Annotated in this window: 16 protein-coding genes; 12 read left to right on the top strand and 4 right to left on the bottom strand. The window is 36.8% G+C overall.

What is annotated here, in order from left to right; translation table 11 throughout:
- Nucleotides 1-66 precede the first annotated feature (66 nt).
- The 3 genes from RUH60_RS01005 to RUH60_RS00995 all read left to right on the top strand — a co-directional run bounded on the left by RUH60_RS01005 (nt 67) and on the right by RUH60_RS00995 (nt 2,726).
- Nucleotides 67-1,173 (top strand): glycosyltransferase, encoded by a 1,107-nt coding sequence (locus RUH60_RS01005; RefSeq protein WP_313804058.1) that lies wholly within the window; start codon nt 67-69, stop codon nt 1,171-1,173.
- Between the two features lie 38 nt (nt 1,174-1,211).
- Nucleotides 1,212-1,730, top strand: a complete 519-nt coding sequence (locus tag RUH60_RS01000) for a sigma-70 family RNA polymerase sigma factor (RefSeq protein WP_313804207.1) — start codon at nt 1,212-1,214, stop codon at nt 1,728-1,730.
- Between the two features lie 156 nt (nt 1,731-1,886).
- Nucleotides 1,887-2,726 (top strand): energy transducer TonB, encoded by an 840-nt coding sequence (locus RUH60_RS00995; RefSeq protein ID WP_313804055.1) that lies wholly within the window; start codon nt 1,887-1,889, stop codon nt 2,724-2,726.
- 25 nt (nt 2,727-2,751) lie between these two features.
- Here the strand turns inward: RUH60_RS00995 and nhaA are convergent, their stop codons facing one another.
- Nucleotides 2,752-3,903 carry a Na+/H+ antiporter NhaA gene (gene nhaA / locus RUH60_RS00990; protein ID WP_313804052.1) on the bottom strand — a complete coding sequence of 384 codons (1,152 nt, stop codon included), beginning with the start codon at nt 3,901-3,903 and terminating at the stop codon, nt 2,752-2,754.
- A gap of 146 nt (nt 3,904-4,049) precedes the next feature.
- Here nhaA and lipA point away from each other — a divergent pair, with 146 nt between their 5' ends.
- The 3 genes from lipA to RUH60_RS00975 are packed head-to-tail and all read left to right on the top strand — an operon-like array spanning nt 4,050 to nt 8,159.
- Nucleotides 4,050-4,922 carry a lipoyl synthase gene (lipA, locus tag RUH60_RS00985; protein WP_313804049.1) on the top strand — a complete coding sequence of 291 codons (873 nt, stop codon included), beginning with the start codon at nt 4,050-4,052 and terminating at the stop codon, nt 4,920-4,922.
- A gap of 19 nt (nt 4,923-4,941) precedes the next feature.
- Nucleotides 4,942-5,940: a type I glyceraldehyde-3-phosphate dehydrogenase gene (gap, locus tag RUH60_RS00980; protein ID WP_313804046.1), complete on the top strand. Its 999-nt coding sequence runs from the start codon at nt 4,942-4,944 to the stop codon at nt 5,938-5,940.
- 32 nt (nt 5,941-5,972) lie between these two features.
- On the top strand, nt 5,973-8,159 hold the full coding sequence (locus tag RUH60_RS00975) for an ATP-binding protein (RefSeq protein ID WP_313804043.1): 2,187 nt from the start codon (nt 5,973-5,975) through the stop codon (nt 8,157-8,159).
- Here the strand turns inward: RUH60_RS00975 and RUH60_RS00970 are convergent.
- Both RUH60_RS00970 and lpxK read right to left on the bottom strand, forming a co-directional pair.
- The gene (locus tag RUH60_RS00970; protein WP_313804040.1) at nt 8,156-8,968 is read right to left on the bottom strand and encodes a purine-nucleoside phosphorylase; all 813 of its coding nucleotides are present in this window, start codon (nt 8,966-8,968) and stop codon (nt 8,156-8,158) included. The genes RUH60_RS00975 and RUH60_RS00970 overlap by 4 nt on opposite strands.
- Nucleotides 8,940-9,965 (bottom strand): tetraacyldisaccharide 4'-kinase, encoded by a 1,026-nt coding sequence (gene lpxK, locus RUH60_RS00965; RefSeq protein ID WP_313804037.1) that lies wholly within the window; start codon nt 9,963-9,965, stop codon nt 8,940-8,942. Before lpxK ends, RUH60_RS00970 begins: the two co-directional genes overlap by 29 nt.
- 66 nt (nt 9,966-10,031) lie before the next feature.
- Here lpxK and RUH60_RS00960 point away from each other — a divergent pair, with 66 nt between their 5' ends.
- Genes RUH60_RS00960 through RUH60_RS00950 form a run of 3 tightly spaced genes read left to right on the top strand, consistent with a single transcriptional unit; the run spans nt 10,032 to nt 12,797 of the window.
- Nucleotides 10,032-11,126, top strand: a complete 1,095-nt coding sequence (locus RUH60_RS00960; protein ID WP_313804034.1) for a Nif3-like dinuclear metal center hexameric protein — start codon at nt 10,032-10,034, stop codon at nt 11,124-11,126.
- 3 nt (nt 11,127-11,129) lie between these two features.
- Entirely contained in the window at nt 11,130-11,909 is a 780-nt protein-coding gene (locus RUH60_RS00955) for a zinc ribbon domain-containing protein (RefSeq protein ID WP_313804031.1), read from the top strand.
- Between the two features lie 33 nt (nt 11,910-11,942).
- The gene (locus RUH60_RS00950) at nt 11,943-12,797 is read left to right on the top strand and encodes an alpha/beta hydrolase (protein ID WP_313804028.1); all 855 of its coding nucleotides are present in this window, start codon (nt 11,943-11,945) and stop codon (nt 12,795-12,797) included.
- A gap of 1 nt (nt 12,798) precedes the next feature.
- Here the strand turns inward: RUH60_RS00950 and RUH60_RS00945 are convergent, their stop codons facing one another.
- On the bottom strand, nt 12,799-14,472 hold the full coding sequence (locus tag RUH60_RS00945) for a S8/S53 family peptidase (protein ID WP_313804025.1): 1,674 nt from the start codon (nt 14,470-14,472) through the stop codon (nt 12,799-12,801).
- A gap of 89 nt (nt 14,473-14,561) precedes the next feature.
- Between RUH60_RS00945 and rluF the strand changes: the two genes are divergently transcribed.
- The 3 genes from rluF to RUH60_RS00930 all read left to right on the top strand — a co-directional run bounded on the left by rluF (nt 14,562) and on the right by RUH60_RS00930 (nt 16,660).
- Nucleotides 14,562-15,389 (top strand): 23S rRNA pseudouridine(2604) synthase RluF, encoded by an 828-nt coding sequence (gene rluF, locus RUH60_RS00940; RefSeq protein ID WP_313804022.1) that lies wholly within the window; start codon nt 14,562-14,564, stop codon nt 15,387-15,389.
- Between the two features lie 11 nt (nt 15,390-15,400).
- Nucleotides 15,401-15,802, top strand: a complete 402-nt coding sequence (locus RUH60_RS00935; RefSeq protein WP_313804019.1) for a putative Ig domain-containing protein — start codon at nt 15,401-15,403, stop codon at nt 15,800-15,802.
- Nucleotides 15,803-15,898: 96 nt separating this feature from the next.
- Nucleotides 15,899-16,660 carry a hypothetical protein gene (locus RUH60_RS00930; RefSeq protein WP_313804016.1) on the top strand — a complete coding sequence of 254 codons (762 nt, stop codon included), beginning with the start codon at nt 15,899-15,901 and terminating at the stop codon, nt 16,658-16,660.
- Nucleotides 16,661-16,839 lie beyond the last annotated feature (179 nt).

Genomic DNA, 16,839 nt, shown 5'->3' with positions numbered 1-16,839 from the left:
AACACCTTACTTACGCTTTTAGTAAACTCTTTTCCTTAAATTTGCGGCGAAATTCAAGGGTTACATATGCTGCTAATTTTACTTTACGCTTTTATCGGAATTGTTGCTATTCAACTATTTTACTATTTGGTGGTTTTCGGTAAATTTTCTTTCTCGAAAAAACAACAGATTACTCCGAAACGTATTCCGATTTCCGTTATTGTTTGCGCTAAAAATGAAGCGGATAATGTGAAGGAGTTCATTCCTCTTTTAGCCGAACAAAACTATCCGGATTACGAAATCGTTTTAATTGACGATGCTTCCAGCGACGAAACTTTGGAATTATTTGAATCCTTTGAAAAACAATATTCCAATGTCAAACTCGTAAAAGTTCAAAATAATGAAGCTTTTTGGGGCAACAAAAAATTCGCCTTAACTCTAGGAATCAAAGCCGCTTCAAGAGAATATTTACTTTTTACCGATGCGGATTGTTTCCCGACTTCCAAAGATTGGATTTTAAACATGAGTTCTCAATTCACCATGCATAAAACCATTGTTTTAGGTTATGGAGCGTATGAAAAAATCAAAGGTTCTTTCCTGAATAAAATCATCCGTTTTGAAACCATGTTAACGGCTACACAGTATTTTTCTTGGGCTAAAATGGGGAAACCTTATATGGGTGTTGGAAGAAATTTAGCGTACAAACGTGAAGAATTTTTCCGTGTAAATGGTTTTATTGACCATATGAGTGTACGTTCAGGTGACGATGATTTGTTTGTCAATCAGGCTGCCAAAGGAAGCAATACAACTTGCTGTTATACACCGGAAAGTTTTACCATTTCCGAACCCAAAACTGCTTGGAAAGACTGGTTTAATCAAAAAAGAAGACATGTTTCTACAGCGAAATTGTACAAAGGGTTTGATAAATTCCAATTAGGATTGTTCTACTTTTCGCAATTATTATTTCTGATTTTAGCGATTGTATTGTTAGCTTTTCAGTTTCAATGGATGATTGTTGGAGGACTTGTTGTCTTCCGATATATTTTCAGTTGGATTACTTTAGGTTACGCCGCCGGAAAATTAAAAGAGAAAGACGTAATGTATTGGTTTCCAATCATCGAAATAATTCTTATCTTCACACAACTGAATGTGTTTTTCACTAATTTAGTCTCAAAACCAGTACATTGGAAATAACTTCGGAATTCATACAACAAAATATTGAAAAGGCTAAAATGGGCGACCAGGTAGCCTTTACTTTTTTATTGGATTTTTTCTGGAACGAAGTCTATGGCTTTATGCTGAAACGTACAGAAAACGAAACCGACACTGAAGATATTGTTATTGAAACATTCGCCAAAGCCTTCGACAAAATAGCCACTTACAATCCGGAATACGGCTTCAATACTTGGCTGATTGCGATTGCCAAAAACGTGCATATTGACATGTTGCGGAAGAAAAAATCTGCGCTTTTTGTTGAAATGACCGATGAAGAAGACCATCAGGCTTATGATGTAGCCGATACAAGCCCAACGGTTGAAGATGAAATCATTAAAGAGCAAAATCTTGCCCGTTTACTGCAATTTATTAAAGAATTAAAACCTGCTTATCAGGAAGTAATTCAGTTGCGTTATTTTCAAGAAATGAGTTACCAGGAAATCGCAGATGAATTACAAGAACCTCTTAACAACGTAAAAATCAAACTTTTACGTGCTAAAAAACTTTTAGCTGAAATTATCCAACAGAAGCATTAATCTTTACTTCTTTAAAATTTTATCAAAATCATTTCTTTAGTATTTTTGTTAATTATAAATTATTTTATAAAATTTTTAACATTTTATATACTATGCTAGCATAGTTTTCGTTATTAAATAAAAAAGCTATTTAATTAACCTTAAAAACTAGTTAGTATGTCTAAAATCAACATTTTCGAAACCGGTTGGTTAAACATGGTTTTCGAAGGACGAAACAAAGCCTACGGTGCGTATCAGTTACGAGCTGAAAACCCTAAAACTACATTACGGGCGTTATTTTCTGCATTGGGTTTATTTGGAACATTGGCCGCTATTCCTTTGGCGATAAATTATTTAGAGCCGAAAGAAACCGCCTTAAACATTAAAGACCCAGTTATTGATGAACCAGTAATTTTAGTAGACGCGAGTGCATTCAAAGAAGACGAGCCAAAAAAGGACGAGCCAAAAGGACCTGAAATCTCAGAACCGTTGACCGATCAAAAAATGGCGAAGTATGTTGAAATGGTTCCGTCGGAAAAGCAGAATATCACAGAAGAACCTTCATTAAACAAAGAGTTTGAAAACGCACAAATCGGTTCAGAAAACAAAGAGGGAACGCACAACACAGATAACAATCTGGACAAAACACCTAAAAACACTGAAACAGGTACTGGTGGGAATGGCGGCACTAACTCAACTATCGAAATGGCCGCCACTTTAGAAGCGCAACCTGAATATCCGGGTGGTTTAACCAAATTCGTAAAAGATGTTGGCGAGAAATTCAACAGTCCAACCATCGAAACTGATTCTAAAACACTAAAAGTTTTGGTATTCTTTGTAATCGAAAAAGACGGTACATTATCCAACATCAAAATCACGCGCGATCCGGGCTATGATTTAGGAAAAGAAGCTTTCAGAGTGCTGAGCAATATGAAAACCAAATGGAAACCGGGCTACAAAAACGGACAACCCGTTCGAACCGCATACAACTTGCCCATCGTGGTGAATGTACAATAAAGACTGAGGCTTCTCAGTCTTTTTTTTACTCTACTTTATTGCCTTTTTTAAGTGAAATAGACAGAAACGTATAGCCGATGATTCCAGCCACCAAAGACGAAATTAAAATTGCAATTTTAGAAATGGTCACATCTTCGGGTTGACCTTTGAATGCTAAAAGCGTAATAAAAATGGACATCGTAAATCCGATTCCGGCTAAAAATCCAGTTCCGATAATTTGCTTCCAACGCAAATCTTCTGGCAATTTACATACGCCAAGCGTTACGAAAAGCAAACAGAATAGGAAAATTCCAATCGGTTTTCCTAAGACTAAACCTAAAAAGATACCGATACTGTTCTCGTAAGTTAGGCCTTCCACCCAATCGCCACCGAAAATAACAGCCGTATTCGCCAAAGCAAACAAAGGTAGAATTACAAAAGCGACCGGTTTGTGTAAAAAATGCTGCAAACTGTATGAAATTGTCTTCTTAGTTCCGTCTCCAAATGGAATTACAAAAGCCAGTAAAACTCCGGCAATCGTTGCGTGAATCCCGGAATTCAGCATAAAATACCACATTCCAATTCCTCCAAGAATATACGGAATCCAGTTGTTTACTTTCATTCGGTTGAACACGAACAAAACGCCCATAATTCCAAGAGCAATACCTAAATTCAGCAAGGAAAGATTATCCGTGTAAAAAATGGCAATTACCAAAATCGCGCCTAAATCGTCAATAACCGCCAAAGCCGTCAGGAAAACTTTAAGCGAAGTCGGAACTCGGCTTCCTAAAAGCGATAAAACCCCAAGAGCAAACGCAATATCCGTCGCCATCGGAATTCCGGCACCCGCTTGAGTAAGCGTTCCGTAGTTGAAAATCATATATATTCCGGCTGGTACTAACATCCCCCCAACCGCTGCAATAACGGGCAATAAAGCATTTTTAACGCTTGATAATTCTCCGATATAAATCTCACGCTCCAATTCCAAACCGATTAACAAAAAGAAAATCGTCATCAAACCGTCATTTATCCAATATTCCACCGAATGATGTCCTAACTGATAATGCCAAATCGCCTCATAACTTTCCTGAAACATCGAATTCGCCAATAACAACGACAGCACCGTACAAAGAATTAAAACAATTCCGGATGCTTTCTCACTTTCAAAAAATTCGGTAAACAATTGGGTAACTTTCATGCGATTTTTGGCTTTTATAATGAATTTCGGCTAAAATACCACTTTTTTGACAAATATCCGTGTAATCCTGCCTTATTAAAAATGCGTTAAACGAATGTACAAGTTCATAACAATTAGTATCTTTGCTTCACTTTATTACCTGATTTATGGATACAGTTCTCGACACTAACATCTTACCGAAAGCCAAACCGAAATGGCTTCGCGTAAAATTACCGACCGGTCAAAAATATACCGAACTACGCGGTTTGGTGGACAAATACAAATTGAACACGATTTGTACTTCCGGAAGTTGCCCGAATATGGGGGAATGTTGGGGAGAAGGGACAGCCACCTTTATGATTTTAGGTAATGTCTGCACTCGTTCTTGTGGCTTTTGCGGTGTAAAAACCGGAAGACCCGAAACAGTGGATTGGGACGAGCCTGAAAAAGTTGCCCGTTCTATCAAAATCATGAATATCAAACACGCGGTAATTACCAGTGTTGATCGAGATGACATTAAAGACATGGGTTCGATTATTTGGGCAGAAACGGTAAAAGCTATCCGACGAATGAATCCAGAAACCACTTTAGAAACATTAATCCCTGATTTTCAAGGTGTGGAACGTATTTTAGACCGAATTGTTGAAGTAAGTCCGGAAGTTGTTTCTCACAACATGGAAACTGTTCGCCGTTTAACTCGCGAAGTACGCATTCAGGCAAAATACGATAGAAGCTTAGCCGTTTTAAAATATTTAAAAGACCAAGGCATCCGCAGAACCAAATCCGGAATTATGTTAGGCTTGGGCGAAACGGAAGAAGAAGTAATCCAAACGATGAAAGATTTGCGCGAAGCCAACGTTGATATCGTAACCATTGGACAATATTTACAGCCAAGTAAAAAACATTTGCCGGTTAAAGAATTCATCACACCGGAACAATTCGAGAAATACGAAAAAATCGGTAAGGAATTAGGCTTCCGCCATGTGGAAAGCGGTGCTTTGGTACGTTCGTCTTATCACGCGCAAAAACATATTCTGTAATTTTTCAGCCGTCAGCAATTTGAAAACACGTGTCGCCATCAACGGTTTTGGACGTATCGGACGTAATTTGTTCCGATTGTTGCTCAATCATCCTACTATCGAAGTTGTTGCTATCAACGACATTGCCGACATAAAAACGATGGCACATTTACTGAAATACGACAGTATTCACGGTATTTTACATGAAAATATTATTGTTGAAGAAAATTCTTTTAGTATTCAGAATCAATCTTTTGCTTTCTTTCATGAAAAAGAAATTGCTAATCTGAATTGGAAAGACTTAAACATCGATATTGTCATTGAAGCCACCGGAAAGTTTTTAACTTACGATTCTGCTTATCAACATATTACTTCCGGAGCCAAAAAAGTTATTCTTTCAGCTCCACCAAATGATGATTCCGTTAAAACTGTAGTTTTAGGTGTTAACGAAGGAATTTTAGACGGATCCGAATTAATCATTTCCAACGCAAGTTGCACAACCAACAACGCAGCTCCGATGATTAAAGTTATTCAGGAGCTTTGCGGAATCGAACAGGTTTACATTACAACGGTTCACTCCTACACTACTGATCAAAGTTTACACGATCAACCCCATAAAGATTTGCGTCGAGCGAGAGCAGCTGCACAATCCATTGTACCAACTACAACCGGAGCAGCTAAAGCCATTACCAAAATCTTCCCTGATTTAAACGGCAAAATTGGCGGTTGCGGAATTCGTGTACCGGTTCCTGATGGTTCTTTAACCGATATCACTTTCAATGTAAGACGCGAGGTTTCCATCGAAGAAATCAATAAAACGTTTCGAGAAAAAGCAGAAAACGAACTGAAAGGAATTCTGGCTTACACAGAAGACCCAATTGTATCGGTTGATATTTTAGGCAATTCGAATTCCTGCCTTTTTGATGCGCAACTTACTTCTGTAATCGACAAAATGGTTAAAGTTGTGGGCTGGTATGACAACGAAATTGGATATTCTTCTCGCATAATTGACCTTATCGGTTTCATTTCAAAAAAATAATTTCTTATATTTATGCTGATTATTCGCAAAGTATGAGGTATTATTTACTTTTTGTATACATTTTTCTTACCCAATCCGGCTTTTCACAAAAGCTTGACAATAATACCAAACTAGACAGCGCTGCCTATTATCTTGAGTTGTCCAACTTTCACAAAAACAATTTTTCGTTTGAAAAAGCCTTGGTTTTAGCTCAAAAAAGCAGAATTTACGCAGAAGAAAGCAAATCCAAAAAAGATATTGCAGACAGTTATTTAGCCATCGGAAGCATTCATTATCAATTGGGTAAAACGAATTTGGCTATTGAAAATCTCATCCGTGCAATTGCGATTTACAACACGCTTGAATCATCTTCCAACAAAGCGTATTGCTATTATAATCTTGGCCTTAGCTATTTGGATAAAAAAAATTATGCCTTGGCGGATAATTATTTCAGTAAAGCTTCTGCGGAATACAAACAAGTTAACATTCCGGATGCGGATGATTTAATTGACCTGCAAGAAGCCATTATTTTAAAGCAAAAAGGAAAGAAAGCGGAAGCTATCGAAAACTTTAATAAAATTATCGGACAGGACAATTCTGAAAATCTTTTTGACACCAAATCAGAAGCGTATTATCAGTTAAGCGAGATTTCTAAAGGCGACAACATCAGCGAGGCTATTAAACAACTTGAAAAAGCCTATGCAATCGCCAAAGAAAACACCAATAATTATCAAAAGCTGAAAATTTTAAGAAGTTTAAGCCAACTTCACGATAAAAATAAAGCACCGAGTCAATCATTGGTTTATTTAAAAAGTTTTGTTCGGCTTCGGGATTCCATTTTAGGGGTTCGCAATCAGTTGGTTGGTGATCCGTCGTATGAAAAATTAATTGCAGACGAGCAACTTCGTACCATCGATAGAGTTAGCAAAGAAAATACCATTCAAGAAAAATCGGTTAAATTCTCTAAACTGATTAGTATTTTGAGTATTGCGCTCATCTCGATTCTATCGTTATTGAGTTTGTCGTTGTATAAAAATAATATCATTCGTACCAAAACCAATCAGCTATTAAAAGATAAAAATCTGGAATTGGAATTGGCCAAAGAAAAGGCTGAAAAAGCATCCAAAGCGCGTGCAGAATTCCTTTCAACAGTAAGTCACGAATTGCGTACACCACTAAACGCTATCAACGGAATTACCCATATTTTACTGGAAGACAATCCGAAAGCGGAACAAATGAATTATCTGAATTCGCTTAAGTTTTCCGGAAACTATCTGCTTACTTTCATCAACGACATTTTGGAAATTAACCGAGTGGAATCGGATGCTGTGGAAATTGAAAAAATCCCTTTCGATTTGCGTGAACTCTTGGAAAACATCTTGAATTCATTCACCGAAATCGCCAATAAAAACAAAACGGTTTATCATTTACAGATTGATGAAAAAATTCCGTCGGTTTTACTTGGTGACCCTACGAAATTGTCTCAGATTTTCATCAATTTAATCAACAACGCCATCAAATTTACTAAAAAAGGTGATGTTTGGATTAATGCCATGGTGGTAAAAGAAAAAACGAAATCGGTAAAAATCTATTTTGAAGTTCGCGACAACGGAATCGGTATTCCAAAAGAAAAACAAGACACTATCTTTGACAGTTTTACCCAAGGTTCTGTGGAAATCAACCGGAAATATGGTGGTACAGGATTAGGTCTGGCCATTGTAAAACGCTTGGTTCATATTTTAGGCGGAAAAATCAGTTTGGAAAGTGAAACCAATAAGGGTTGTACATTTTTCTTTGAATTATCCTTTAAAGTAAGTAGTGTTGAAATCGTGAAAAAACCGGAAATTGTTTACGACGAAGCCTGGTTGAAAGACAAAAAGATCTTACTCGTTGAAGACAACAAAATCAACCAAATGATTACGGTTAAAATGCTGGAACGCAAAAATATGTCTTGTTTTGTCATCGAAAATGGTGAGGACGCCGTTGCTCACATGAAAGAGAACAAATACGATTTAGTATTGATGGACGTCCATTTACCAGGCATCAACGGAACAACCGCCACTGCAGAAATACGAAGATTCGACACCAAAACTCCAATTGTTGCTTTAACCGCAATTTCACTAGATGAAAACAGGGAAATGTTATTGTCATACGGAATGAACGAAGTGATTACCAAACCTTTCAACCCGGACAAATTTTACGAAACGATAGCAATCACCATCAATCAGAATCCAAACTAATAGCGGATAATCAGGTTTTTGATTAAGTTACGCACTTTAGGCTCAGCTTCTTTGGCAGCTTCTAGTACTTCTTCGTGTGTAATGGTATCGATACTTTCTTCGTTACCCATATCGGTAATTACTGAGATTCCGAAGGTTTCCAAACTCATATGAGCCGCCACGATAACTTCCGGAACGGTTGACATTCCAACACAATCAGCGCCTAAAATTTTTACCATTCGATATTCGGATAAGGTTTCAAAAGTTGGTCCTTGCAACCCTAAATAAACGCCATCTTTTACTTCAATATTCAATTCTGAAGCTAATTCCTTGGCTTTCGCCATCATTTTACGGCTGTACGGCGCACTCATGTTTACAAAACGCGGTCCAAAACGCAAATCGTTTTTCCCACGAAGCGGATGCTCCGGCATAAAATTGATATGATCTTTGATAATAACAATCGAGCCTACTTTGTAATTCGGATTTACGCCGCCAGAAGCATTGGAAACAATCAATTTTTCGACACCAAGATGTTTCATCACACGAACAGGGAAAGTTACTTCCTTCATCGAATAGCCTTCGTAGTAATGGAAACGGCCTTGCATCGCTACCACTTTTTTGCCTTCAATTGTTCCGAAAACCAAAGCGCCTTTATGACCTTCTACCGTCGAAACCGGAAAATTTGGAATTTCATTGTAGGGTAATGTGTATTCTATCTGAATATCTTCTGTAAATCCTCCCAACCCGGAACCTAAAATCACACCATACTCTGGAGTAAAATTGGTTTTTCCTTTGATATAATTAACGGTTTCCTGTACTTGTTCCCACATAATTCAAAATGGTTTTATCAAAATCGGCTTGATCATTCAGGAAAGCAGTTTTTATAGGCAGGTAAAAAAGTTGTTCTTTCGGTAGCTTTCCTTTTAATCGCACAAAATCCTTTTCTGTAGTAATGATAAGCTTATTTTTCGCTTTATTTTTAATTGCTTCAATATCCTGCTGCGTAAAATCATGATGATCCGGAAAAACCATCGTTGCATTTGGAGCTGCCTGCAAATATGCGAAAAAAGAATCGGGTTTTGCAATTCCGGCTAAAAGTATTTTATCGATTGTAATGATTTCAGACACTGGAAGTTGACTTTCTTCCGAATACACATTGTCATCATACGCAATTGTGGTAAAAAACAACTGTTGATGCTTTCCTAAATTCAATTTAGATTTTATTGTATTTTGCTGAATTGAAGTCAGTTCCGACGGACATTTCGTTACAATCACCACATCCGCTCTCGACACACCCGAGCGACTTTCCCGAAGATTTCCGGCTGGCAGAATCAAATCGTTGCAATACAAATCGTCGTAAGCGGTTAGCATGATGTAAAATCCGGCTTTTACCTTTCGGTGTTGAAAGGCGTCGTCCAGTAAAATGATTTGTGGCCTAGTATTTTGATTCAACAATTGGGTAATTCCATTAACGCGATTCGCATCAACAGCTACCTGAATTTGCGGGAATTTTTGATAAAACTGAAATGGTTCATCGCCTAAAATTTGCGCAGTTGAAGTTGCATCGGCTAAAATATAACCTTCTGATTTTCGTTTATAACCGCGGCTCAATGTTGCAATTTTGTATTTATCCGAAAGTAACCGAATCAGATATTCAATCTGCGGTGTTTTTCCTGTTCCGCCTACGCTCAAATTTCCAACAGCTATAATCGGCAAATCGAATGAATGCGATTTCAGAATTCCTTTATCGTAGCAAAAATTACGGATAGAGGTTATAAAACCATATAAAACAGCAACCGGAAAGAGTAGTTTTCTGAGAAAATTCATAGTACGAATGTAGCATTTTTTATCTTTACTATAAATTCGTTACTTTGTTTTACAGAAATTATCCGAATGAAAATTAAAGATATACTCGCCGTTTTAGAAGAAATGGCTCCACTTGCCTACGCTGAAGATTTTGACAATGTTGGTCTTTTGGTTGGCGATTCCAATGCAGCAGCAACAGGCGTTTTGGTTTGTCACGATGCTTTAGAAGCTGTTATTGACGAGGCAATAGCTAAGAAATGTAATCTAGTGGTTTGCTTCCATCCTATTTTATTTTCTGGGTTGAAGAAAATCACCGGAAAAAATTATGTGGAACGCGCTGTTATCAAAGCCATTAAAAACGATATTGCTATTTACGCGGTGCATACGGCTTTAGACAACCATCAACAAGGTGTGAATAAGATTTTTTGCGATGCCTTAGGATTGCTGAACACTAAAATTTTAGTTCCGAAGCAAAATTTTATTCAAAAATTAATCACTTATACGGTTCCGGAAAATGCTGATAAAGTTCGCAACGCAATTTTACAAGCCGGAGCGGGAACCATCGGAAATTATGGCAATTGCAGTTTCAATTCGGAAGGTTTTAGCACGTATCAAGGAAACGAGAACAGCAATCCTTCAGTTGGAAATAAAGGCGAATTAACACAAACTAACGAAGTCAAAATCGAAGTCATTTTCGAAAAATACCTGCAAAATAAAATTCTGAAAGCACTATTTTCTAATCATATTTACGAAGAAGTTGCCTATGAGATTTACGATTTACAGAATTCCCATCAACAGATTGGATTAGGAATGATTGGTGAATTGCCATCCGAAATGAGCGAATCTAATTTCCTTAAAATGGTAAAAGAAAAGATGCAATGTGGCGGAATCCGTCATAGTCAATTCTTAAACAAACCGGTTAAAAAAGTAGCTGTTTTAGGTGGTTCCGGAAGTTTTGCCATCAAAAACGCTATCAATTCCGGAGCCGATGCTTTTCTAACCGCCGATTTGAAATACCATCAGTTTTACGAAGCCGAAAACAGCCTTCTTTTAGCCGACATCGGACATTTTGAAAGTGAAAGATTTACAAAAAATTACATAGTTGATTATCTTACGAAAAAAATTAGTAATTTTGCAATCATTTTATCGGAAGAAAATACAAATCCAGTTAAGTACTTTTAAAATATGGCAAACGTTAAAGAACTAAGTGTAGAAGAAAAGTTAAGAGCTCTTTATGACTTACAGTTAATTGATTCTCGAATTGATGAAATCAGAAACGTAAGAGGAGAATTACCTTTAGAAGTTGAAGATTTAGAGGATGAAGTTGCCGGATTAAGCACTCGTTTAGAAAAATTAAAAGGTGATTTGGACGGAATCGAAGAGCAAATCAAAGAAAAGAAAAATGCTATCGACGGTCACAAAGAATCGATCAAAAAATACGCTACGCAACAAAAAGAAGTTCGTAACAATCGCGAATTCAACGCTTTAACTAAAGAAGTTGAGTTTCAAGAATTGGAAATTCAGTTGGCAGAGAAGCACATTAAAGAAATGAAAGCTTCTATCGAGCATAAAAAAGTGGTTTTAAACGAAACCAAAGAAAGATTAGACGGAAAACAATCGCACTTGAAGCACAAAAAAGCAGAATTGAGCGATATTATGGCAGAAACTGAAAAAGAAGAAAACTTCTTACAAGGTAAATCTGAAGAATTCCGTGGTCAGATTGAAGCGCGTTTACTAACAGCTTACGACAGAATCCGTGGAAGCGTTCGTAACGGTTTAGCAGTAGTTTCTATTGAGCGTGGTGCATCGGCAGGATCGTTCTTTACCATTCCACCACAAACACAAATGGAAATTGCTTCCCGTAAAAAAATCTTAACCGATGAACACAGTGGAAGAATCTTGGTTGACAACTTGTTGGCTGACGAAGAAAAAGAAAAAATGCAACAATTATTTGCAAAAATATAAGTAACTTAAAGCTTCCTAACGGAAGCTTTTTTTATGAACTACATTAGCAAGGTATCGTATTTTGTTTTAACAAAATCCATTGGTTTGTACATCAATGCGCTGAGTTATGTTTTTCCTGAAAAATCAAGCAAACTGGCTTACAAATACTTTACCGAACCACGCGAAGGCCGTTTGAACCGAAATACAATTCCCAACATCTTAAAAGAAGCCGAACACGAAGTTTTACAACACGAAAACGAAACCATCCAAACCTATTTATGGAAGGGCAACGACAATAAAATTTTGTTGGTTCATGGTTGGGAAAGTAATGCGTCACGTTGGGAATTGATGATTCCGCAGTTGCGAAAATCCGGCAGTACGGTTATTGCTTTGGATGGCCCTGCTCAAGGACTTTCTAGTGGAACCGAATTCAACATACCGCAATACGCTAAGTTTGTGGATGCTTTAATACAGAAATTCCAACCACAATACATGATTGGCCATTCGATGGGTGGCGCGACTTGTTTGTATTACCAGTTCAAGTATAACAATCCTTTATTGCAAAAAATGGTAATTCTCGGAGCACCAAGTGAATTTGAAATTCTGCTGCGTAATTACAAAAAAACGATTAGTCTGAACAATAGGGCTTTTCAACTGCTTAAAAAAAGATTTACAGAACGCTTTCAGATTTCTCCTTCTGATTTTTCCGGAAAACGATTTGCATCCAACTTCAATTTGAAAGGACTAATCGCTCACGATGTAGATGACGACGTTGTCGCCTTTAACGAGGGAAGACAAATAGCCGAAGCTTGGAAAACAGCTCAATTTGTAGAAACTCGCGGCTTAGGCCACAGCATGCACGACGAACATTTGTACCAGAAAATTTATGCCTTTTTGTTTGAGGAATAATTTATTGTTTCAACAACTTCTTTACCGTTGATTTTCCTTCTGAAGTAATCTTAATCAAATACATCCCAGAAGGCAAATTCGCAATATTGATGGCTTCATTGGAGGCAACTGAGGAATTGGACAAAACTACTCTTCCAATGGCGTCTACAATTTCAAGTCCGAATGAAATTTCCGAACCTATTGAAACATAAAACCCTGATTGCACCGGATTCGGATATATCGAAACTGCCTGAAACAAAGGATTTTCAACCGAAAGCGTCGCATTGATTTGTGCAATAGCTGCCTGCATATTTGGTAACGGCCCGATATTACCCGCAACTCCGGTTCCCTGAGGAATACCTGTAGTTTTAAGCAACGTTCTCATCTGCAAAGGCGTCATATAAGTTCCCGTTTGCGCAAAATAATAGGATTGCAAGACAATTACACAACTTGCCACAATTGGTGTTGCGGAACTAGTTCCTGAAAAATTGGTATATCCTTGATTAAAATCACCTCCTACCTGAATAAAATCGCCGTAACCACAAGCAAATACATTTTCCGACCAACCCTGAACATCCACGCGTGTTCCATAAGTACTATATGAAATACGATTGTGTGTTGTATTAGATCTTCCGCCTCCAACTATAATCGCTCCGGAATCTCCTCTTGCCATATAGGGAGCATAAAAAGGAGCATCTAAGTTTTGATTTCCGTTGGCTGCTGCTTCTACAATGATAATTCCGGCATCGGATGCTGCTCGGGTTAAATCCCAAACTGCTTGAGAATATTCTGCTGGTACATAATTTGTGGCACTACTTCCCCCTTGACCAAACGCTTGCATTTCATAGATAATTACATCCCCTACCTGAGAATTAGCAACCGATTGTGCCACAGCATTTACCCTATCATAACCGGATTGCTGCCACTCTGGAAACAGAATCATTTCCTGTGCTCCATAAGCCATACCCGATATTCCATAAGTTCCTTTGTGAGCAAACACAATTCCAAAAACTGAAGTCCCGTGCTCTGTATATGTTGCTGTTGCCGAAGAACTTATTGTCATGCCACTCGCCAAAGAAGCGTTCACACTATTTAAATCTTCGTGGTTAGGATTAAAACCGTATTCTACATCGCGAACCCTGATTCCTGTTCCGGTCAAACCTAATCCCCAAGCATATTGCATGTTTACGCCTGGATTTGCTCCTAGATACGTTTGATTTGGTTCGTAATTATTGGTGGTGGGCGCTATATCTGTTGGTGGCGGAACCGGAGTTTGACTAATCAATTCACAATTCAAAACCTCATCAAAAGTTTCCAATTTCTTAGCCAACTCAAATAACTTTTGGTTATCCGTATTTGAAACTTCAACTTTATAAATTTGCTTCAGACGCTGAACGGCTTCATCTTGTTTAGTCAATCGAATGGATGCTTCGGATAATTGACTGAGTTTATCTTCGGAAATTTGTATCGCGGGAAGTAACGTAAATTGATATTCATCAAAAACAGGTTGAAAATCAGGATTAAGTCCTGTTAATTCTGATTTAACATCGGCATCATGAAAATCCACTGAATTTGAAAACGTTACATATAACAAATGCGCCTCATTTTCAGAAGCAAAATGAAGATTCCCTTTTCGGCTTTGCGAAAACAAAAACTGACTGATTAAAAGTAAAGCTAAAAGTACTTTTTTCAACACGTTAACAAATTAAAAATCAAAGATATAAAAAAGTTTCGGCGAGATAGGACAATTCAACAAATTATTCAAATAAGTATTACCTTTGTGACATGGAAGAAAACAAAACCCGAATCAATAAATTTTTATCAGAAACCGGATACTGCTCGCGTCGGGAAGCGGACAAACTTTTAGAAGAAGGCCGAATTACCATCAACGGAAAAGTACCGGAATTAGGAACCAAAGTTTCTGTTGAAGATGAAATTCGGGTGGACGGAAAACTGATTCGTGAAAAAACATCCAAACCAATTTATTTAGCATTTCACAAACCAGTAGGAATCGAATGCACAACGAATCAAAATGTTAGAAACAATATCGTCGATTATATCAATTATCCGAAGCGTATTTTTCCCATCGGACGTTTGGACAAAGCTAGTGAAGGCTTGATTTTCATGACGGATGACGGCGATATCGTAAACAAAATTCTAAGAGCCCGAAACAACCACGAAAAGGAATATGTAGTTACTGTAAACAAACCAATTACGGACCGTTTCATCCAAAAAATGGGTAACGGCGTTCCGATTTTGGACACGGTTACTAAAAAATGTAAGGTAGAACAAATCAGCAAATTTGTCTTTCGAATCATTCTTACACAAGGTTTAAACCGTCAGATTCGTCGTATGTGTGAATATCTAGGTTATGAAGTAACAGCCTTGAAACGCATTCGAATTATCAATATTTCACTGGATGTTCCTGTTGGTCGTTATCGTGATTTAACGGATGCTGAAATTAAAGAATTAAACAAACTGATTGAGCCTTCCAGTAAAACCGAAGAGGCAAGTCTTCCCAAGCCTGAGCCAAAAAGAACAACTGAAAGAACAACTTTCAAACCTAAAACGGATTTTAAAAACTCAGGAAAAAATTTTAAAAGAAAATCCTAATTTCAAATTTTATGAAAAAGATTTTTACACTTTTGTCACTCATCCTTTTGACATCAACTTTTTCAGGTTGTGAGGTTTTAGCCGATTGTCTTATCAATGGAAGAGCTAAGCTATACGACAGGACTTTCCCAACTGCCACCGTTGGTAATTATTATTCTGAAAAAGTAGGTTCTGAAGTTACCAACGAACCTAATGATGATAATTACTATTACAATTTTGATGTAGCTGGTGAAATTCCGCCTGGTTTAGTCTATTCTTTCGATTATCGAGATGTTCATTTTTATGGTGTTCCAGATGAGCCTGGTACGTATACATTTACCATTTATCTTAATGTAGATCACAAAGATATTTACGAAGAAGATTGTTTTAACGACGATACTGATTCTAAAACGTATTCAATTACAGTAGAGTAATTAACAAAATCAAACTTTTTCTTTATAAAAGACAAATATTTTTTTACTTCTAAACATTATTAGTAATTTTGCTTTTTTTAAGTTAAAACCTACAAAATGACACGTCTTCACATTGAAGAAGATATCCATAATTTCGTACAATACATAGACAAAACATGTATTAAGGAAACTGGGCATACTAAAAATGTTGCTAATTTCAAGCAACTAATATCATTTTGTAAAAATTTAGAATCCGCATACAATCCGTCTAACGAAGTTTTAAAAATAGAACAACTTGAGCGTTGTTATCAAAAATCACTGGATTCTATCACAGCTAGTGAACACTATCGTCAATTGTTTGCCTCCGAAACAATAAACAGAAAATGCGCTTTTGAAAATTTAAAACCTTATGCCACGAAAATCATCAATGCATTTGCTGTTTCCGGTGTTTCCAAACAAACTCTTACTGAGGCAAAAGTAATAAATAAGAAAATTCAAGGAGCGAAATTAAAAATCGAAGACAACTCGTATCTAGCATCTCAACAATCTTATAATAGAAAAATTGAGCACTTTTCAGATTTAATTAATTTACTTGCCTCAAACCCGATATATAATCCAAATGAGGAAGAACTCAAAGTAACTACGCTTCAAAAAAAACTGACTCATTTACAAACTCAAAATGCTATTTTGACAAAAAGCAATACTCAATACAGTACTGCTTTAAATCAACGGAATCAAATTTTGTACAATGACGAAAATGGGCTCGTTACTATTGCCAAAAAAGTAAAACTATACATAAAAAGTGTTTTTGGTGCTTCGAGTGAAAAATACCGACAACTTACTTCCATAGAATTCAAGGTTAGAAAAACCTCTCCTTAAAATTGACATTGTAGAGCTCTATTTTTTTTAATATTCAAAGATTCTTTTTTTAATGAAATAGAATGTATACTTATTGTCAATAAAAAATAAAGAACAACAAGTTAACATCTATTTATATTAAAAAAGTAACAGATTATATCAATTTTAAAAACTTACAATGGATAAAAAAAATCTATTAC

Source organism: Flavobacterium sp. (assembly GCF_032153895.1).
Lineage (GTDB): Bacteria > Bacteroidota > Bacteroidia > Flavobacteriales > Flavobacteriaceae > Flavobacterium.
This window is presented reverse-complemented; position numbering and strand designations above follow the sequence as displayed.

Coding starts and splice junctions, on each gene's coding strand:
- RUH60_RS00935 (WP_313804019.1), top strand. CDS start 15,401: ATGAAAAAGATTTTTACACTTTTGTCACTCATCCTTTTGACATCAACT.
- RUH60_RS01005 (WP_313804058.1), top strand. CDS start 67: ATGCTGCTAATTTTACTTTACGCTTTTATCGGAATTGTTGCTATTCAA.
- RUH60_RS00930 (WP_313804016.1), top strand. CDS start 15,899: ATGACACGTCTTCACATTGAAGAAGATATCCATAATTTCGTACAATAC.
- lpxK (WP_313804037.1), bottom strand. CDS start 9,965: ATGAATTTTCTCAGAAAACTACTCTTTCCGGTTGCTGTTTTATATGGT.
- nhaA (WP_313804052.1), bottom strand. CDS start 3,903: ATGAAAGTTACCCAATTGTTTACCGAATTTTTTGAAAGTGAGAAAGCA.
- RUH60_RS00995 (WP_313804055.1), top strand. CDS start 1,887: ATGTCTAAAATCAACATTTTCGAAACCGGTTGGTTAAACATGGTTTTC.
- RUH60_RS01000 (WP_313804207.1), top strand. CDS start 1,212: ATGGGCGACCAGGTAGCCTTTACTTTTTTATTGGATTTTTTCTGGAAC.
- rluF (WP_313804022.1), top strand. CDS start 14,562: ATGGAAGAAAACAAAACCCGAATCAATAAATTTTTATCAGAAACCGGA.
- RUH60_RS00975 (WP_313804043.1), top strand. CDS start 5,973: ATGAGGTATTATTTACTTTTTGTATACATTTTTCTTACCCAATCCGGC.
- RUH60_RS00955 (WP_313804031.1), top strand. CDS start 11,130: ATGGCAAACGTTAAAGAACTAAGTGTAGAAGAAAAGTTAAGAGCTCTT.
- RUH60_RS00960 (WP_313804034.1), top strand. CDS start 10,032: ATGAAAATTAAAGATATACTCGCCGTTTTAGAAGAAATGGCTCCACTT.
- RUH60_RS00950 (WP_313804028.1), top strand. CDS start 11,943: ATGAACTACATTAGCAAGGTATCGTATTTTGTTTTAACAAAATCCATT.
- RUH60_RS00970 (WP_313804040.1), bottom strand. CDS start 8,968: ATGTGGGAACAAGTACAGGAAACCGTTAATTATATCAAAGGAAAAACC.
- lipA (WP_313804049.1), top strand. CDS start 4,050: ATGGATACAGTTCTCGACACTAACATCTTACCGAAAGCCAAACCGAAA.